Raw genomic sequence first — 18,866 nt, 5'->3', positions numbered from 1 at the left:
GGTTTTGCATTGAAAAAGTTTAATATCATTTAGAAAGTGGGGGGTGTCGAAAATATTCAAATGGCATATTTTTTACCTTTTGGAGCAGGGCTAATAGCGCTGCATACGATTAGCATTTTATTTGTTTCTAGGATTTCATTAATAAAGCGCCTTTTTCTCGTAGTATGGGTCATGCTATTTGCGATTGGTGCTCCATTCCTCTTTCAACAAGTTCCCGGCATAGCCTTTGTTGGACTCTGTGCTTTGGCCTTGGCAGTCTATATGGTGCTGCTCTTTTCACAGGAGCTAGCTCCAGTCAAGAAGAGAGCAACTGCTTCAGCGCGAAGCAGAAGCCAGAAGCATACCAAGAGCACACGCAAGAAAGCGGAAGTGACGAGCGCAGGCTTGTCATCTGCTAGGGATTTGAACTTATCCAATGCTTCAACCGGTAGGATGAGAAAGGAAAGTAAAGAAAGGGTTCAGGCTGAGGAAAGTCCGGCAAGGCAGAGAGTATCTGCTTCTGGTCGCACCCTGGCAGACCGTTCTATCAAAAAGGATATGACAAGATTTGAGAAAGTAAAACCTCTCTACCCTGTTGATAATCTGGCTACAGCTCCTGCCTTTGGAGAATACGAGCCAAACAGTCAGCTAGCGGCAGCTGAGGTCGGTATGGTGGGTATGGACCACAGCGCACAAAAGGCCAATGATGAATTTTTGCAGTCCCTGCTTCATCACCGAAAGGGTTCTACTAAGATTAAGGTGGCCAACTCTCTGATTCAGCCTACGGAAGCAAATGCAGCCGGCAATCAAGGCTATACAGATATAGATGATCCAGCCTTTGAGACTGCTGTTCTGTCTAAGATTAGACCGATGTCCTATACGGAGTCTAGCTATGGCAACTTCAGACCGCAGGCGGTTGAGGTGACAGGTGTTGTTTCTCAAGATGAGGAAGAATTCTTCACTGAGCAAGAACAAGCTCAGCAGCCAGTGGCAGAAGAAGTAGGCAACAGCCTGGAAGATGTTTTTGCTGCTACGGGAGATATCAAGCCAGTTAGAGCGGAAGAGTCAAGAGCAACAAACAGCTTAGAATCTCTCTTCTTTGCTGATTCAGACACTGAGCCACAAGCTAAGATGGATTCAGCCTTCAGCCAAGCTGCTGCAGAGCCAGAATTTTCTGCTTCTGAAGAGTCTATGGTTAGCCGTGATCGCGCTGATATTCAGGGTTATCAAGATATTCTCAGCCAGATTCAGCATGATTTGCTGGGATCTGAAGAGGAAGATTTAACTGCTGAAGTCGCAGAGACTTGGGAGGAAGAAAGTAGCTTCGAACCTGCATCAGAAACGTTTGAGTTTGAAGCAGCCGCTGAACCAGCGGTTGTTCAATCAGTTTCTGAAGACGCTCTTTGGACACAGGCTGAGCCTGTTCAAGAAGCAATTGCAGATGAGACAGAAGAAGATTTGCTTCAGAAAATCACTGATATCCTCAAGGCTGAGGAAGCAGCAGAAGCAAGACCAGCTGCAGAAACTGCGGGAGATAAAGAAGTCTATTTCCAATTCCTCCTACTGGAAAGTCAGGAATTATTGGCTTCTAATGCAGTTCAAGAAGCTGAGAGCTATCTGAAAGAAATTGTCCAAGGCAGCTCAGATCAAAATCTTCGTCAAGAAGCGTTCAATATGCTGGACAAAATCGTGAAAAATTAATACTATATAAACATACAATTGTAATCAATTAGAAGGGTTTTAGGGGAAATTATGAAAAGTTGTAAAACAATCACAGGGACCGTTGTCATTGAGATTGAAAAAGGGATGGGACTGGGTGAAGTCCATGAAGTCTTTGTTGACGAGGGGGTCAATCTGACTTTTGTCATTAAGTCAAAGCAGTCTGAACAGCCTTTTGCCTTGCTGTCTAGCAAGAACATCCAAGGCATCGGTGACTTTGCGGTCATGGTAGAAAACAGCTCAGTCTTTCAAGAGCTGGAAGAGGCAGATCTGAAGGTCTTGAACGACAAGCAGGGTAGCGTCTTTGACGAAATTGTTATCACAATTGATGGAAACAAGGTGGGAACTGTTGTTGACTATCATATTGATGAAAAGAATGAAATTGGCTACTTGGTGGTTAATTCTGAAGATGCCAGCGAGGAAATTCAGATTCCTAAATCACGCATCTTGATGATTGGTAAAGAGTACATTATCCTCAATGATGAAAAAAAGACAGCTCCTCATCTTGAAGCAGATGTAGAAATGGGCCGTCTGGCTGCAGCAGATTTGCTCCATGAGACTGAGGCTGCAAAACCTGCCGAAAAAATTGAGGAAGTAGTTGCTGAAGCACCTGTATTTGAGCCAGTTGTAGATGAAAAAGCAGATGTGAAAGAAGAAGCTGCAACAGATTTGACAGAGGCCTTGGCTGCTGTAGGTCTGGGAGCTGCTGCTCCTGAGTTGGAGTTTTCTGAAGCAGTCGTAGAGACAGCAGAAGAACCAGAAGTTCAAGACTTGGTACAAGAAACAACAGCTCCAGCTGAAGAAGAAGTTGAAGAAACAGATGCAGCGCTGAGTCTGGATGCTGCTTTGGAAGAAGTATTGGCAGCCCCTGCTGAGGAAGTAGAAACAACTATCAGCACAGCGCCAGTTGCTGAAGAAGAGTCAGGAGCAAAGAAAGCTGTTAACGACTTTATCGATCGGCAAAAACGTCTTCTGGTAGGTAAAACACTGCAAAAAGATCTTGTTAATGCAGATGGAGGAGTAATCCTGAATGCCGGAGATACTGTTTCAGATGACATCATTGATTTTCTTCGCCGTATCGACCGTAAATTCCTTATCCGCTTAGCTGAATGCGTAGTATAAGGTTGGGATGAGATTCATGTCAAGAAGAAAAAGAAAGGTTTCATCAAAATATCAAAAACTACTTCCAGCAGCGACACTTGCTGCCTTTCTGCTGGGTAGTTTATTTTATGTCATTTTTGTCTTTAATCCAACGATTGACCTGAGTATCAATGGCCGTCCCTCTATGAAGGTTCGCTCTCGGAGCGAAGCTGAGATTGAAGTTTACAGAGAACTGCCCTATAAGGCGACTTTTCAGCTGTCTACGGGGCAACACTTCTCTGTAGATATGCGCTTTTTAGGACTGAGCTATTTCACAGAAGAAGAGCTCAAGCGGCTGGATAATATCTCAGCCAAGACAGTCTGGGATAAGTTTACACCGTTTTTCGATACCAAGGAAAATCTGCAGATTTCCATCTATCCTAACCGTCTTTTTTGGCTTAGACCTTTAAATGATGTCTTGGCTGCCCATCCTGATGTTCTCAGTCAGCTTCCAACGACCAATCATCTGGTCATGGACGGCGAGTCTAATGTAAAGGTGGGAGATAAGTCTAATGGCTATAAGATTGATCCTGCTGCTTTTATCCAAGCATCTGAAGAGATTGCCAAGACTGGTAAATTTGATGATGTCAAGGTTGAGAGTACGCCTGTCGAAGCAGAAGATCAGAGTGAGCTTCTGAGCCAATATACACACTTTATAGAGCGTAAGGAAGTACCACTGCCGACTAACGCTGCTCAAGCTCAAAACATGAAGACAGCTTTTTACAAACTGCAGAATGTTTACTTGGCTCCTGGTGAGACCAAGTCTATCTCAGAATTACTTGGCGCTTTGAATGCAGAGTCCGGCTATCTGCCGGTCAAGGGTAAGGATAATAAAGAAGTTTACGGCCAGGGTGCTGAGCAGATTGTAGATGCCATTCAGCAGCTCGCCTTTTCACGGACCAATGTTATTTCCTATCGAGGACAGTATTTCAACATCGGAACGCCTGCTGAAGGTTTGACCGAATTGACCATTCAAAACAATACAGAAACAGATATGGTATTTTCATTAAGTTTGGAGGAGGGGCAAGTATCCATCATTCTGGCATCTAAGTGATACTCAAGGGAAGTCGAAGTTTGACATTGTCACCTGAGATTTTCAAAGAGTATAAAAAGGGAAAAATTATGATTGCAAGTTTAGTATTTATATTAGGTGTCGTATTTGGGAGCTTTTTCAATGTCGTCATCTACCGTGTGCCACTGGAAAAGAGCATTGCCAAAGGTCGGTCTATGTGTCCGTCCTGCGGCCATGTCTTGACTTCGGTGGAGCTGATTCCGGTTGTGTCGATTATCATGCAGGGCTTTAAATGCAAGCACTGCAAGGAGCCGATTTCACCGCGCTATCTCATTGTGGAGCTCCTGACGGGTCTGCTCTGGCTGGCCTCTTATCTGATCTTTCAAGATCAGGGGCCATGGATGGTTGTTTCAGCCTGTCTTTTGGTGTCGCTTTGTCTCATCATCGGTTATATCGATTTTGATACTCAGTACATCTCGGACTCGGTTCTGTTGGTTTTCTGGCTGGGCCGTATGGCTGTTACGTTTTTTACCAGTGAATTCAATTGGGAACTGCTCTTTTCGCTGCTAGTCGGCGCTGGTCTCTACTCTCTCATTTATTTTGGGGCCAAGGCTTATTACAAGAAAGAGGCTTTCGGGATGGGGGATATTCTCTACTTAGCTGCCCTGAGCAGTTGGTTTAGCCCCTTGAATACGCTGATTTTAGGATATGGTTCTTTCTTTGTAGCTGGAGCGATTCTCTTAATCGCAACCATCTTTAAGAAATTCAAATTTAAGTTGAAAGAAGAAGTCCCTTTTGGTCCTGCTATGAGCATCATGGCGGTTATCCTATATTTCTGGGGAGGAATCTAGGAAACCAAAAGCGACAATAGAAATGGATAGAAAAAATGTTTAGGAAGAAAAAAGTTATCATAGCATTAGCGACAGCTACTGTCCTTTCAGGCAGTGTGCTGCCTGTCAGCCGCCTAGAGGCAAATGAAAAGGCCAGTCTGGATCCATCTTTAGTGCAGGTGTCAGATCAGTTTCAAGCCAAGAAGACAGGAGCAGTCGTCTTTTCAGAAGATGTAACAGTGCCTAGCACAGTGTCAGCCGATTTCATTGATAGTCGTTTGGCTGGCACGCCGATGGCTGGATTGGGAAAAGCTTTCAAAAAAGCAGAGAAAGATCATGGAGTTAATGCAATTTTTCTCGTAGGGCTGGCTATTCACGAATCGGATTACGGCCGCAGTCAGATTGCTCAGGCCAAGCACAACCTGTTTGGTTTCATGGCTTATGACTCCAGTCCTTTTTCCAGTGCAGGAAATTTCGCAACATTTGACGATGGTATAGATACAGTTGCCCGCTATCTCAGCGAGCACTATCTCAAGCCTGGCGGTCAGTTCTACAATGGTAAGAGCATGGCTGCTATCAATGTAAGATACGCATCTGACAAAACTTGGTCAAGCAAGATTATGATTCGTATTCGAAATTTTTTGAAAAAAGGTTAAGGAGGCTGGGACAATCATGTCTCAGCTTGCTTTATTATAGAAAGAATTTCTTTTGGTGAGGTGATTGACGGGGTTTTTCTTGTTCTCTGGGGCTCTAAAAATTCCTAATCATCCTCTCAGGACTAAAAAATAAAAGCTTGCTTCTGCGACATCGTCTTTTATGGCGAAAAATGACTTAATTAGGGGATTTATGAAAAGAAAATTTGACGTAAGCGATGTGTTAAAGGAAGCCTGGGGACTGACTGTTGATTACTTTTTTGTATGGACAGCAGGGCTTGCTATCATTCAACTGCCATTTTTTATTCTGGGGCTGTTAATTCTATTTTTTTCTCCATTGACCTCTACATTTCTTCCAAGTATAATTCTGCTGGGATTTCTATGTTCTTTTGTGATTGCTTATATCCATAAGTTTTCCTTGACCATGGTTCGTAATCCGCAGATGGCGCGAAGAAACTTCTGGAGGGCTGTTGGCTACAGTATTTCTGATGGCTTTTTTGGGCGTTTGCTTTCTATGTCTATTTACGTCTTCATGTTTTTCTTGGCTATGTTACTTCTTTTTGTATACTTCTATAATGTCTTTATGTCAGATGCAAATTTTCAAGAGAATATGGGAACTTGGATGATTTGGGTTGCAAATAATCAAGAAAAGATGGCTAGTATGCTCTTCCTGCTTTTTTTGATAGCACCAATGTTTAACTTGTTATTCCATTTGTTTTACAGTTATTTTATAGTCTCTCACTTCTTCTTGTTGCCTTATATTATTCAAGATACCAACTCCTCTGATAACCTATTGCGTCCTCTGTCAGCCTTTGGCAGCTTGCGCAAGTCCTTTTCTTGTATGAATGGTCAGAGGGGGCGTTACTTACTGGTAGAGCTTGTCTTAAAGCTTATTCCTGTAGTATTGGGTCTGATAGAAATTTTGAGTTTACTTTTTAGTGCTGCTGTGTCTAATATTGTGGGAATGATTGTTAGTATGATAAATGGCTTTTTGCTGATTTATGCCTTGGCAGCCCGCTCGGTTATGGCTGACATCCTGATGTCTTATGATCGGGAAATAGTTAATTTTGGAGATTAATATTTATGAAAAAATTAGAAAGGGTTTTAGGATTTAGGATAATGAACGATGAATGATGTAAAAGTAACAAGGGTTTTCAGAGAATCTTGGGTTTTTGTTACAGAATATTATTTTGTCTGGCTGAAAGGCCTTTTGCTGGTCGGAATCCCGCTTGCAGTGCTGGGCTGGTTTCTTTTTCCGCTGGTTTCGAGTTGGTCTTACCGGTCCATTTTAGTCTTGACCTGTTTGGCTTTTATAATTGCCTTCGGTTTTGCTTATGTCAATAAATTTGCCTTGACAATGATACGAAATCCGCAGATGGTTAAGCTCTATTTTGGCTATGCGGTTTGGTACAGTATCTCAGATGGCTTGCTTACTCGCCTCTTTTATTCCTTCATTGTCAGTGCAGTCCAAGTCCTGATTCTGTACATGGGTTGGTCGGCAATCGGCATCAATCTTGGGGTGGCTAGTCTCTTTTCCTTTTATCGGAGGGCAGTAAGTCCAGAGGCCATTGTGATTTTCCAGTTTCTTTTTCCTTTCTTGTTCATGGTCTTTTACCTGCTCTTCACTTATCTGGTTGATTCGCACTTCTTTTTGCTGTCTTATATCATTCAGGATACTAGCTCCAGAGACAATCTGGCCAAGCCGCTTTCCTTTTATGGCTGTTTGAGAAAGTCAGTCCTGCTGATGAAGGAGCGCAGGGGGCGTTATGTTCTGCTCAGCTTTTTTCTCGCTTCTTTTGGTGGGCTGATTGGGCTGGGTACTCATCTCCTGATGGATCTGATAAGGCAGTATATTGGTCCCTTGCTGGGGGAACTGGATGATTTACTTGGCCTGATTCAGATGATTCCTGTCCTAGTTTTCAGTAGCTTTTACTGTGTATTTGTTCTGGTTGTTCGGACAGTTTTTGCTGATACTCTGATGGAAAATGATACAGAAGTGGTGGATTTTGGTGATTAATTTAGGAAGTAGCAAGGCTAGACAATACTTGATAGAAACAAGAGGAAGGATATGAAATCAGTAACAAGAATCTTAATAACAGCTTTGGTGCTAACTGGGATAGGCTTTATTCCTCTCCCTTATGAATTAGAGACCGTGAGGCCGGCTTTGAATGCCAAAGACTTTGTCCAAGTTCAAGGAGGAACTGATAAAGGAAAAGGTAAAATCTATGTCATGGCTGTTGGTGTTTCCAAGGCCCGAGTGTTCAGTCTCTTTTTGACTCTGCTGCCTAATTACAGGCTGGAAACAGAGTATGTCTCTGTTCCTGAAAACTATTTCGATAAGGAGAAGGGACGGGAAGAGCGAGAGAACAGCACAATGGGGTCTTCCCATCTTAATGCCTTGCAGGTGGCTTATCAGGCTGCTGGTCGTACAGTTGAGATTAGGCATAAAGAGATTTACGTAGGTGGTATCAGCAGCGAGACGCCTCTGTCAAAGGAGTTGCAGCGAGGCGATGTGATTTTAAAGATTGACAATCAGACTTACACTAGCCCATACGACATCGTTGATCAGATGGAACAGCGGACAGTCGGCGATGTGGTATCAATTGAGTACAGCCGTAATGGTGTAATCGGTTTGGCTAGCGGTCCTGTGATTGTGGATGAGACAACTGGTAAGCCTGGTTTGGGAATCGAATTGGGTTCTAAAGCCAGTGTTGCCATGAATCCTCTGACGGAGTTTAAGAGCAACGGTGTAGCAGGTCCTTCTGGTGGACTCATGTTCAGTTTGGAGCTTTACAACCAGCTCGTGTCTGAAGACATTACTAAAGGAAAAACTATTGCTGGTACTGGAACGATTGACCACAAGGGAAATGTTGGCCGGATTGGCGGGATAGAGATGAAGGTCATGGCTGCAGATAAGGCAGGCGCTGAGATTTTCTTTGTTCCTGATGACACCATTGATGCCGATATTGCCCAGTACAATCCCAAGCTGCGCTCTAACTACCATGAGGCACTTCGTGCTTCTATCAAAATCAAGAGTAAAATGAAAATCGTCCCTGTCAAAACCTTCAACGAAGCTTTGAACTATCTCAGAGAGATGGAATAAGGGACTTTGCTATTTTTGAATAATCAATAAAAACATAGGACCTTGCTGGTTATTTATCTGGCAAGGGCTTTTATTATAGAATTTTTTCAAATAATTGCCACCTTAGCACATAAATACTTGATTTCCAAATCGCTGTGTGATATATTTATAACATAAAGGGTGTTAAATATTTCTAACATAAGGAAAGGAGTCTATCATGAAAAATAGTCAAAAAACGGGTGGTCTCATTGCGATGATTGCCGCAGCTCTCTTTATTGATTTTACTGTTTTATTTGGCTCTAATCTTAGTTGGGGACCCAAGTTAGTTATTGCTGGTATTTCAGTGTTAGGTCAGATTGTAGCTATTTGGGGCTGGCTGCACATGAAACCATGGCCACCTAAGAGTCAGAAAGGTAAGGAAAAGACTATTTTTGACTTGTCTGCTAAGCTTTACACGATGCTTTTGTTTGCAGCAACCATTTTTTATACAGTAGGGATTTGGGTTGCGACCCCAAGCGTAAGATCTGGCATTAAAGAATGGATTTTGGGAGTTGGCCTCGTTATTGAAGTGATTGTATTTGGTTTTTTCTCTTTGAAAAATGTCAAGGAAACTCCAGACGAACGCTTCTATGCGAATCTAGCTAAGGCAGCTAGCTTGATGTTTGTCTTTATACTAGGCGCACTGATGATCCTAGCAGTTATCATTGGATACATGGGGTCTCTCACTCTTTACATGGGCCAGATGTTTATTAGCATAGCTGCCTTGATTTGCATCTTTGCAGTTGTCTATCTTATCTCAGAACGGAGAGGATAATCATGGCTAGAGAAAGCAAGATTATCACCAATCTAAAATCCGTCCGTGAATCCATGGGCATGACCCAGCAGGAGCTAGCCGACCGCATCGGCATGCGACGCGAGACAATTCTGCACTTGGAAAATAACCGCTACAATCCTTCGCTGGAAATGGCTCTCAAAATTGCTCAAGTCTTCAATCTAAAAGTAGAAGACCTCTTTGAACTCAGACAGAAAGAGGAGACATAGTTCTTTTCGAGACTTGCTATTAAGTTTGTTGTTCGGCTAGGGCTTGAAACAAAAAGAAAAAATCCTTTGAAACGTTGATTTCAAAGGATTTTTGTTATATAAATTACTTAACTTCTGTAAAGAATATGTTATTTTTAAGATGTGTAATAACATTTAAAAACCTTATTTTGATAGGATTTTATCTAATAGAAAATAAATGATAAGTATAGAGATATGAATTTATAGAAGTTTAATCAGTTATGAAAAAATTTAGCTTTTCTCTTGCTTTTCTGATAAGTGTGTGATAGAATTATAGTGTAAGTTACGATAGAACACAAGGAGAGGAAATGAGTAGAGAATATAAAACAGTCAGAGTGGCCCATGAAACTAAGTACTGGTTAAATGAACTTATTTTTTTGAAGGAAGAACAACTAAAAAGCGAAAAAAATTCTTTAATAGATAAGTATGAGGCAAAATTGAAAGAATATGAAGATTTTTCTCAGGGATATTCTCCGACCTTGTCTATTATGGTCTCCAGCGGGAGTGTTTTAGAGGCCGCTTATTATTTTGTAAAAGAGAAAGATGCTAGACAGGAGATTGAGTGGTCTCAAGTGTTTGCAGAAATAGCAAGCCAAAAAGTGGATTACTCGCAAGAAGTGGGCACTATTACTCCGAGATTTTATCTGTTTAGTGATGTGTTACAAGGTTTAGAGGATTATAGGTATAAATTGAAACCAGACTCTATGCAGAGAGTAATCAATTTAAATTATGTTATCAAAATTTTTATATACCTTTATTATCGTGCTAACATAAAAGATATTGAACTATTAAAATCAAAAAGAATTAATAAGTAATAAGGATGAGATTCATCTTTATTATTTATCAATAAAGTTTTATAGTGTTATACACTTTATTTTTTGAGAAGATAGTTCTATGGAGTTTGACACTATAAAACGAAAAAGGGGGAGAGAAAATGGAAGCTCGTGCTTCACCGAAAGTTACTTAAAACTATACAGTAACAAAAAATATTAAAGGAGAAAAATATGGTCAGAACATTTAAGGACATTTTCATTAGTGAGAAAATGGAAATGCCAGATATCAATGGAGTTAAGCGAGTACAAAACTTTAATTCCAATTTTTCAGTAGAATTTATCTTAGATGATGAATCCAGAGACTTTTTAAAGAAAAACTTACCAATTGTGGGTGTAATTTATGAGCCGACTTTGAAGAAGTTCGCAGAAAACATCATTATTCTTAATCGCCAAAAACATCGTGTTTCAGATGCGCCTCGAATTAGTCTAATGAATAAGCCAATTTATCAAGGTTACAAGGGAACTTCTTTTTACACCTCTATAATTGAAGCTTAGTAATACAGGGGAGAAGTCCTCCCCTTTTCAATAAAGGAGAAACACAATGAAACAATTTCAATATTTTTGGGCGAGTAGCACGTTCGTGTTGCTAGCTATTATTTCTGTGTTAGCTGGATTTACTGCGGACGGTATAAATTTCAAGGCATATACCCCGTGGCTATCAATTAAGGCTGCGCTATTATTGTCGGTAGTCGTATTGGTTATTCAGCTGCCTGCTCTAATTATGATGTTAGTTGAGAGAAAAAAACAAGAAAATCTTGAATAAGCGAGGTGTATCTATATGGGTATATTTGGTCGGTTATTGTTGTGGAATAGAGAACGAGTAAGGAATTTTAAGCCTAGTCTCTATCTTCCATTCAGATATAGTAAAGCTATTTCAATTTCCTTTTACGGTGTTTTTATAGTTCTTTTGCTTAGTATCTTTGCCAATTTTCAAACAAATTTAGCAACTACTATTGTTGCGACCTTATTCTTAGGGATTACTGTATTTACCTTTAGATATTGGAGACGAAGACGATTAAAGTTTTTTAATAGTGTCAGATATGCCTTAAATTATATGGTGATTTCTAATAAGTTTTATGAAAGTCAAGTGATTAACGGTAAGGAAAAAATCATCAATTATATCCCGCTCCAGTATCAAGAAACTGAGCAAGATGTCCGAGTGGCATGCCTGAAATATGGGGGTAAGTACGATTCTAAAGCGAATCAACTCGCCTCTCTTCTCTCTAGTTCTGTATCTTTAGAGTTAGAAGAGATGATTGAATACACTAATTCCGTGATGTATATTTTCCCTAAATCTGCTGAAAAGAGATTAACTTGGGAAGATACCCTTCAGACTGCAAAATTGACAATTTCCGAGAAAGTAGGATGGCAATTCGGTTCCCCGCCTCACGTCCTTTTGGCAGGTTCGACGAAGTCGGGAAAAACGGTGATGATAGAGAACCTTGTGGCTCAATACTTGCATTTAGGGTCTGAAATTAGGCTACTAGACCCCAAAAAGGGAGAACTCTCTTGGGTTGTTGGTAAAAAGTTAGAGGATAGGTTAGGCTATAAAGTAGTTTATAATTCTCCCTTTCAAATTGCTGGTGCTTTAAGAGAGGCTGTTGAGGAAATGAATAGACGCTTTCAGGTTATGGCAGATAACCCAGATACCTATATTTCTAAAGGGAAAGTTTTATCTTGGGCTGATGTCAAGGGGAATTATCCCCTTGTTATCGTGCTTGATGAGGGGATTGCTTTCAAAACAGAGGCAGAAACGACTAAAGAAGGGAAACAAGCCTATCAAGAGGCAATGTCGAACCTTGGAAGTCTATTAGTAAAATCTCGCCAAGCCTCTATCGAAGTTATAGTAGGTCTGCAGAGAGCCTCAAGTGATTTCATTCCGACGTATATGAGGCAAAACTTTGGCACAGCACTTTTATTAGGTTCGACTACTGCTGATTCAGATTCGTGTCGCATGATGTTTTCAAGTCAAGATATTGATTACAAGACTTGTGATATTGGGACAGGCTATATTCAAATAGACGGAGTGATTCCTAATCCTAAATATGTTGAAGTTCCATTCAAGTCTGATGAACTAGATTTTGAGAAATATTTTGATAAGGCTTGCGATTTTTATTGGAGTATGAGAAATAATGACGGTCTTTCGGACTAGCGAAATAGGGACGATTGCCTGAAGGGCAGAATCGAGCGGAGCGTTCCTCTTTTCGCTAGGAAGAAAGAGCACACCGACTGCTTCGCAGGAGGCCAGAAAAATGTCCCCAGTACTAATAGGGGGTGCACACATACATGAAATGTACTCTAAACCCTTGGTACGTAAGGGGTTACGGCTCGTTAGTTGCACCAAGAGGTCGCAAACCCTTGGGAGAGTAAGGCTGAGAGGTGTTTTCGTGTAGGATAAATATTTAAAGGAGAAAAATATGGTTTACAATATGACAGACACAAATATTAAAATTGGATTGCTTGACCTTGAAATGTCACAGTTTGATATTCCTAAGAAAGTGGTGATTTTGTCAGTTAGGGTGAACAACAAATACAAAGAAGTCAACGGCGAAAACGTGAAGACAGATGAAGTAAGTAAAATTACTTGTACTGTTCTTGATGCTGACAAAGTGAAAGTTCTAACTGAAATGGGAATTTCTACTGATGACTTAAAAGCAATTAACCTAGAAATTATCGGCAATCTGGATAAGATAGCAAAACTTGCTCAAAACGATGCTTTGTTGAATGTTTCTGTTGAATTGGTTCGTCCTAAGGTACGGCTAGCTTGGAACATGGCTAGAAGTAATTGGGCAGGTGTAAAAATTGTGTGTGAGGATATTAAAGTTCTAGGAGAATAATCCTATGAATACAGTCAGAATTGATTATTTTGCTGTGACTGTTAAGGATGTTCCGCCAGAAAGAGTTCTGACAGATATCCTTCTGATTCCTCTTGAAAACTTTACCTTGAATGATTGGGGCATAAATAAGTATAAGCAACATTATTCTTGTTCAGAAATTAAGGTATATTTTAATGCTGACAGACTTTCTATGGGGACGTTTATAGAGTTGAAAGGAAAAGCCTGCCGTCAATATGAAGAATTTATGGAGGGAAATGTTAATAACTGGATTGCCTTAATCACCCGTTTATACCAGTATAATGTCAATTTCACTCGTTTAGATATTGCTCACGATATATTTGATGGTACTTTAGACGTACAACGAATATATGACTATTGTAAAAAGGGGTTATGTATTTCCAAGGCAAAACACTTTGAATATCATGAGAAATCAGTTCTAGATTCTGGTGAGCGTGTAGGAGAAACAGTTGCAATAGGTTCACGAGGTAATCAGCAGTGGTGCATATATAATAAACGCATGGAGCAACTTGGTAAGCAAGAGCTTGTAGAGGTTCCGTCTTGGATTCGCGCAGAGCTTAGATGTTGGCAGGAAAAGGCTAATATAATTGCAGAACAGTTATTTTTAAAACGTCCCTTATCGTCAATCTATTTTGAGGCTATCAATGGTCATTATCGCTTTGTTCGTCCAAATGCGACAGATAGCAATCATTGGAGAAGAAAAAAAGTCAAGTGGTGGATAGATTATCTAGGAACCGAAAACCAGACATTTCTTAGTATTACAAGGGCTAAAACGACACTACGGCAGTCTGAAGCTTGGACAGAGAAACAAGTTGCGAAAACCTTAGCAAAAGTGTATATTGCGAAGTATCAGGCCTATGACGTTCAAAAGGCAGAAGATTATATTCAAAGCTTACTCAAAGAAGGACTTTCAAGGTTAACTGAATAGTCCCCAACTTTGGGGACAAAAAAAGACGACTTGAGAATAAGTCGCCTCTAATAATTAACTAACTAGATTATAGCATAAGAAAGGAAAGTATTCCAATGATAGAGCTTAAGACAAAGTCAGACTATGATTTAACTAAAAATTGGTATCGGAAGAAAGAATTTTTAGATGAACTTTGGAAGGGTATGAAATTACCTACATTGGATCACTACATTCGTCAAATGAGAAATAGTCCATATTCTTTTGGAATTTGTGGAACTCATGGGAATGTCTTTATTCATGCGGAGGTGTTTAAAGATTGGTTTGATTACAAGATTTTCCATGAAAATGAGGCGGTTATAGCTTAGTATAAGGGGGTAAAAATGAAGGTAGGTAAGACTACTCGAGTTCTAACTGTTTATCAATGGAAACCAGACCCTTCTAAAAAGGGCAATGTGCTTGTTAAGTTTGCAATGAGATATACTCATCCTTTGATAACAAAAAGTCGTTATAAGTACCTTACAAGGGGAGAAAATAAAGGGTGGTATACGACTAAGGCAAAACCAACAGGAAAGGACAGTAAGGGACACGAGAAGTTACTTATTTCTGATATAAAGAATAGTCAGCTGATTACAAAAGTTTCAAAATTATTAAATGAAATGATTGATGAAACCGTATTAGATTTGACTGGAGAAAAGCCAAAGAAATTAGAGCCTAGCAAAACTTTATGCCTTAAAGAGATAGCTAGACCGTATGATGAAAACAACGAATTATATGGTTTAGCTTTTAAGTGGTGGGTCAATCGTGTTAAGCCTGCCAAGAATACTCTAAAGACTAGAGTTAGTGTTTATAATCAGCATATTTCCCCATATTTCAATGAAAATATGAGCCTTAAACAATTCTGTATGGAACAGGAAAAAATGCAAGATATTATAAATAATGCAAGTAAGGGAACTTCAAAGAACATTCATATCTATCTTAAAATGATATTTGATTGGGCGGTAGAACAGGGAGAATTGACAGCGTCGCAACACCCTATTTTGAATAAGAGGGTTAAGCGTAAGACACTAACAAGCGCAGAGGAGCAGGCGAAACTCAGGGAAGATATAGCTGAAAAATATCTTGAAGTTGAAGAGGCTAATCAAGTATTTAAGATTATTGAAAACTGGACTAAGCGACATAATAATGAACTAGTTGCTGATGTACTCAGAATTATCTACTTGACAGGTATGAGACCGAGTGAAGCATTAGGTTTGAATGAAGATGTTCTAGATTTCAAGAATAAACTCATTAAGGTTCATTGGCAGAGGGCAAGCCATAATAAGACTGACAAAGAAATGACAGAAGAAGGCTTGCGTGATGAAAAGGAACGATATAGAGCAATTCTAAAAACTAAAGAAAGCGTTAGAACTATTCCGATGTCACCAAAAGTAGAACGAATTTTACTTAAATATATTGAAAGAAATAAGTTTCAGGCGAGATTTAATCCGACTTATCATGATATGGGATATATTTTTACTAGGGTATATATAAAAGGGAAGAACCAGCAGGGCAGTCCATTGTATCATACAGAAATTTCAATGTTCTTAAGAGGTGGAACTAGTCAGTCCGCTAAGTATAATAAGAAAAGTGGAAAATCCTATAAGGATATTGATGACCTAGTTGATTTTGGTAGACCTGTTCACATAGTTCCCCATATGTTCCGACATAGTTTTGTTTCAGTCATGGCTGATAAGAATGTAAGTCTAAATGTTATCCGAGAATTTGTGGGACATTCAGAAGATAGTAGAGAGATAGAAAAAATTTACCTTCATGTCATGCAAAAAGGTAAACATAAGATTGAACAAGCCATGATAGATTTGTCTGAAATAATTTTTTAATTATCTTATAAAATTCAGATATTTTATTAAAATTAAAAGAAATCCTTGAAATTAGCGAATTTTTGGGATATAATCATTGTGACACCATATATAGTGTCGCTGTAAATGAGGTACATCATGGGCAAGGAAAAAGAGTTGCAAAAAATAAAAAATAACCCCAAATCTGTTACCCCTGAACGCTTAGAATCTCTGTGTAAAAAATATGGTTTTATGTGGAAGCAAGGAACCAATCATTCAATAACCTCTCATGCTTTATTGGAAGAAAGCTATCCAATACCGCGACATAAGCCGATAAAGCCAGTTTATGTGAAGAAAGTTATAAAAATGATTGAGAAAGTGATAGAATTGGAGGAGGGTTTAAATGATGAAAGATAAAGAATATTATCTTGGATTGAACTATCCGATTTTAATTGAAAAAATTTATGATGAGGGTGAATTATTATTTACTGCCTCTATTAAAGAGTTACCAGGATTAATCGTTTATGGTGAATCTTTAGAAGAAGTTTATGATGAGATTGAATTAGCTAAAGCAGACTGGATTGAGGCCAACCTTGAGTGGGGGAGAAAAATTAAAGAACCTCTTGAGAACTCTCTGGAAGAGTATAGTGGAAAAATAACGCTAAGATTACCTAAAACCTTACATAGAGATGTTAAAGAACGCTCTGAAATTGAAGGAGTCAGCTTAAATCAAACTATGGTACAATTGATTAATGACGGGTTATTCAAACAAACTCAAAATGCTGTTGAACAGCTAACAGAGCAATTTAAAGATATGACTAAAAAACTTAGTCAAACCATTGCTGAAAAGGTTTCTGCACCAGAGCAACATATTCACCAAACAATCATTATAAAAAATCAATCTGAAAAAATACAACCTTATAAAGAGCAGAATATTACTAATAATAGACTACAAGATAATAAAGTAGTTTCATGGTCTATTGGAGGTTAAAATGAAGACAAAAAATATTGAGATAAGAAGAATAACATTTAGTAAATTCGAATTTAATACTCATAACACTGGAGAAGTTGAAGAAGATGGAAGAGCTTCGATTAATTTAAATTTTCCTGACAGAGAGGAAGGACAAGAGAATCAACTTATTCTGATAAAGATGGAAATTTCATACCCAGATAGTCAGTATCGAGTTATTGCTGATATTGATGCCATATATTCGGTCTTAGCTTCAGATTTACCAGAAGATATTTCGCAGGATGATGAATTTCAACAAGCACTTATTACACCAATGATAGAGAAGTTTAGATTATATGTTGGTATGTTTTCTGAAGGGGCATATGGAGCTGTTCTGATACCAAATTTAAACTTTAATCAAGACTAGAAGTTATCCGTTTTTTATTATTCATATATCATTATGGAATATTTAATCAGTTGAAATTCAGTTATTTTCCTAAAATAAAAAGAAAAAAGCCTTTGAAATGTTGATTTCAAAGGCTTTTAGTTTACTTAATTATTTAACTTCTGTAAACACAACGTGCTTGCGAAGTTTTGGTGAGTATTTCTTCAATTGAAGACGGTCTGGTGTGTTGCGTTTGTTTTTAGAAGTAAGGTACAAGCGTTCACCAGATTCTTTGTGTTCAAGTGTAATATTTACGCGCATGGTAGCTCCCTTCTATTATTCTGCTGCAGCAGCTTTGGCAATCTTACGGCCCTTGTAGTATCCTTTAAGGGATACACGGTGAGAGCGTGAGTAATCACCAGTAGTTTCGTCAAAAGTTACAGTTGGAGCTGTCACTTTGTAGTGAGTGCGGCGTTTGTTTTTCTTCGCTTTGGAAGTGCGACGTGCAGGTACTGCCATTGTTTGTTTCTCCTTTTAGTTTATGAATTCGATTCAATTTGATGATTTTCATCAACTTTAACAGTATAACAAAACTTTTTTGTAAAGTAAAGTTACTTGACAGATTTTGTTAAATCTTTTCTGCTTACGTTTTTAAAAGAAACCGATTTTTCCGTATGCTATAATAGGAACAAAGGAGGCGGACTATGAAAGCAGCATTAAAATTACTTGGTCTATTCTGGCTGGGAATCATGTTTATTATTTTAATCTTTTGGGGGGTGAAAAGTTTTCGTGATTATCAAACTATGAAAGATGTGGAAAAGCATTTGACTATGGATTTCCAAAGAATGGGATACAAGGGGAAAGTGACAGTCAAAAACTACGATAGACCGGCAGGTTATGGTGAGACCATGGACTTTAGCTATAAAGAAAAGATTGATGGAAGACTTTTGACCTTCTCAGACAGCGTGGATTATGATCCGACAAACAAGCAATACGAAGCTTCAAGATTAAGTCCCGTGCCTGAGGAAACTGAGACAGGCTTAGATGATAGCATTCAGCTAGAAGCCATGTGGCAGCAGCCTTATGTTCAGAAGCAGTTTAAGAAAATGAAGTCAGTCTTCAAGAATCTAGATGATGAGGATCTGACTATAAAAGAAATTTCAGGTGAAACAATAGAAGTGCTTCATCAGGATGACGGTCAAATAACCTCAGAAATGCTGGATGCTGGGCAAGCAGAGCTAGTTCAGGATTTCCAAAAGAACAGGCAGAAAGGCTTGCCTCTCAATGGTTATTATAATGTTGATGTTGAGTCTTATCTGCAAAAACATACTCTACAGCTTCGAGTGAACTATGAGCTATTAGTTGATGATTTGTATGATGATGAGAAAGCTAGAGATAAGTACCCCGGAGTCTTTTTTCAAAAGCTTAAAAAGTTAGACTACAGTCAATTTTGGGATGGTTATTACCTAGTAGGCTATGATTTGAGAGAGCGTTCTGGTAGCGGTATAGGCGGGAATTCTGAGGTGATTGTGTTGGATATCCGTGGGGGTAAATTGGTTTGCACTTTTTAGAGTTTTATTATTTTTAAGGAAAATTCATTTTTTGAAAAATTCTGAAAATTTAAAAAT

Annotated in this window: 23 protein-coding genes and 1 pseudogene; 22 read left to right on the top strand and 2 right to left on the bottom strand. The window is 39.1% G+C overall.

Features of this window, described 5'->3' with window-relative positions; translation table 11 throughout:
• Positions 1–60 precede the first annotated feature (60 nt).
• The 21 genes and pseudogenes from J1C77_RS11455 to J1C77_RS11355 all read left to right on the top strand — a co-directional run bounded on the left by J1C77_RS11455 (position 61) and on the right by J1C77_RS11355 (position 17,280).
• Complete coding sequence (locus J1C77_RS11455; RefSeq protein WP_427195102.1) at positions 61–1,680, top strand: SSA_2305 family type IV pilus system protein; 1,620 nt, start codon at positions 61–63, stop codon at positions 1,678–1,680.
• A 51-nt stretch (positions 1,681–1,731) separates the two neighbouring features.
• Positions 1,732–2,820, top strand: coding sequence for a hypothetical protein (locus tag J1C77_RS11450; RefSeq protein ID WP_002922899.1), 1,089 nt, complete (start codon positions 1,732–1,734; stop codon positions 2,818–2,820).
• A 7-nt stretch (positions 2,821–2,827) separates the two neighbouring features.
• Entirely contained in the window at positions 2,828–3,892 is a 1,065-nt protein-coding gene (locus J1C77_RS11445; RefSeq protein ID WP_042763105.1) for a VanW family protein, read from the top strand.
• Positions 3,889–4,701 (top strand): prepilin peptidase, encoded by an 813-nt coding sequence (locus J1C77_RS11440; RefSeq protein WP_002922912.1) that lies wholly within the window; start codon positions 3,889–3,891, stop codon positions 4,699–4,701. The genes J1C77_RS11445 and J1C77_RS11440 overlap by 4 nt, the downstream gene beginning before the upstream one ends.
• 35 nt (positions 4,702–4,736) lie before the next feature.
• Positions 4,737–5,336: a glucosaminidase domain-containing protein gene (locus J1C77_RS11435; protein ID WP_002922913.1), complete on the top strand. Its 600-nt coding sequence runs from the start codon at positions 4,737–4,739 to the stop codon at positions 5,334–5,336.
• A 160-nt stretch (positions 5,337–5,496) separates the two neighbouring features.
• Entirely contained in the window at positions 5,497–6,411 is a 915-nt protein-coding gene (locus J1C77_RS11430; RefSeq protein WP_002922914.1) for a hypothetical protein, read from the top strand.
• A 48-nt stretch (positions 6,412–6,459) separates the two neighbouring features.
• Positions 6,460–7,350, top strand: coding sequence for a hypothetical protein (locus tag J1C77_RS11425; protein ID WP_002922916.1), 891 nt, complete (start codon positions 6,460–6,462; stop codon positions 7,348–7,350).
• A gap of 51 nt (positions 7,351–7,401) precedes the next feature.
• Positions 7,402–8,436, top strand: a complete 1,035-nt coding sequence (locus J1C77_RS11420) for a SepM family pheromone-processing serine protease (protein ID WP_002894161.1) — start codon at positions 7,402–7,404, stop codon at positions 8,434–8,436.
• A 196-nt stretch (positions 8,437–8,632) separates the two neighbouring features.
• Positions 8,633–9,229, top strand: coding sequence for a hypothetical protein (locus J1C77_RS11415; protein WP_002922917.1), 597 nt, complete (start codon positions 8,633–8,635; stop codon positions 9,227–9,229).
• A 2-nt stretch (positions 9,230–9,231) separates the two neighbouring features.
• Positions 9,232–9,456, top strand: coding sequence for a helix-turn-helix transcriptional regulator (locus tag J1C77_RS11410; RefSeq protein WP_002911008.1), 225 nt, complete (start codon positions 9,232–9,234; stop codon positions 9,454–9,456).
• Positions 9,457–9,782: 326 nt separating this feature from the next.
• Positions 9,783–10,289 (top strand): hypothetical protein, encoded by a 507-nt coding sequence (locus J1C77_RS11405; protein ID WP_002922918.1) that lies wholly within the window; start codon positions 9,783–9,785, stop codon positions 10,287–10,289.
• Between the two features lie 189 nt (positions 10,290–10,478).
• Positions 10,479–10,802: a hypothetical protein gene (locus J1C77_RS11400; RefSeq protein ID WP_002922919.1), complete on the top strand. Its 324-nt coding sequence runs from the start codon at positions 10,479–10,481 to the stop codon at positions 10,800–10,802.
• A 46-nt stretch (positions 10,803–10,848) separates the two neighbouring features.
• Entirely contained in the window at positions 10,849–11,070 is a 222-nt protein-coding gene (locus tag J1C77_RS11395) for a hypothetical protein (RefSeq protein ID WP_002922920.1), read from the top strand.
• Positions 11,071–11,085: 15 nt separating this feature from the next.
• Positions 11,086–12,459, top strand: coding sequence for an FtsK/SpoIIIE domain-containing protein (locus J1C77_RS11390; RefSeq protein ID WP_002922922.1), 1,374 nt, complete (start codon positions 11,086–11,088; stop codon positions 12,457–12,459).
• A gap of 265 nt (positions 12,460–12,724) precedes the next feature.
• Positions 12,725–13,144 (top strand): hypothetical protein, encoded by a 420-nt coding sequence (locus tag J1C77_RS11385; RefSeq protein ID WP_002922924.1) that lies wholly within the window; start codon positions 12,725–12,727, stop codon positions 13,142–13,144.
• 4 nt (positions 13,145–13,148) lie between these two features.
• Positions 13,149–14,087: pseudogene (locus J1C77_RS11380) on the top strand (replication initiation factor domain-containing protein); the annotation flags it as partial.
• A gap of 98 nt (positions 14,088–14,185) precedes the next feature.
• Positions 14,186–14,434: a hypothetical protein gene (locus J1C77_RS11375; RefSeq protein ID WP_000571454.1), complete on the top strand. Its 249-nt coding sequence runs from the start codon at positions 14,186–14,188 to the stop codon at positions 14,432–14,434.
• Between the two features lie 15 nt (positions 14,435–14,449).
• On the top strand, positions 14,450–15,946 hold the full coding sequence (locus tag J1C77_RS11370; RefSeq protein ID WP_002922927.1) for a tyrosine-type recombinase/integrase: 1,497 nt from the start codon (positions 14,450–14,452) through the stop codon (positions 15,944–15,946).
• 117 nt (positions 15,947–16,063) lie between these two features.
• The gene (locus J1C77_RS11365; RefSeq protein ID WP_016397345.1) at positions 16,064–16,321 is read left to right on the top strand and encodes a hypothetical protein; all 258 of its coding nucleotides are present in this window, start codon (positions 16,064–16,066) and stop codon (positions 16,319–16,321) included.
• Positions 16,308–16,895: a toxin-antitoxin system HicB family antitoxin gene (locus J1C77_RS11360; protein ID WP_002922933.1), complete on the top strand. Its 588-nt coding sequence runs from the start codon at positions 16,308–16,310 to the stop codon at positions 16,893–16,895. The genes J1C77_RS11365 and J1C77_RS11360 overlap by 14 nt, the downstream gene beginning before the upstream one ends.
• A gap of 1 nt (position 16,896) precedes the next feature.
• The gene (locus tag J1C77_RS11355) at positions 16,897–17,280 is read left to right on the top strand and encodes a hypothetical protein (protein ID WP_002922935.1); all 384 of its coding nucleotides are present in this window, start codon (positions 16,897–16,899) and stop codon (positions 17,278–17,280) included.
• Positions 17,281–17,409: 129 nt separating this feature from the next.
• Here J1C77_RS11355 and rpmG read toward each other — a convergent pair whose 3' ends face one another.
• Both rpmG and rpmF read right to left on the bottom strand, forming a co-directional pair.
• Positions 17,410–17,559 (bottom strand): 50S ribosomal protein L33, encoded by a 150-nt coding sequence (rpmG, locus tag J1C77_RS11350; protein WP_001265622.1) that lies wholly within the window; start codon positions 17,557–17,559, stop codon positions 17,410–17,412.
• Between the two features lie 15 nt (positions 17,560–17,574).
• Complete coding sequence (rpmF, locus tag J1C77_RS11345) at positions 17,575–17,757, bottom strand: 50S ribosomal protein L32 (protein WP_002894148.1); 183 nt, start codon at positions 17,755–17,757, stop codon at positions 17,575–17,577.
• Positions 17,758–17,942: 185 nt separating this feature from the next.
• Between rpmF and J1C77_RS11340 the strand changes: the two genes are divergently transcribed.
• Positions 17,943–18,809, top strand: coding sequence for a hypothetical protein (locus tag J1C77_RS11340; protein ID WP_002922938.1), 867 nt, complete (start codon positions 17,943–17,945; stop codon positions 18,807–18,809).
• Positions 18,810–18,866: the final 57 nt, after the last annotated feature.

Origin of the sequence: Streptococcus sanguinis, assembly GCF_050223295.1 — a bacterium.
In the GTDB taxonomy this organism is placed as follows: domain Bacteria; phylum Bacillota; class Bacilli; order Lactobacillales; family Streptococcaceae; genus Streptococcus; species Streptococcus sanguinis_X.
Note: the sequence above shows the minus strand (reverse complement) of the source record. Positions and strands in the feature narration are given on the sequence as shown.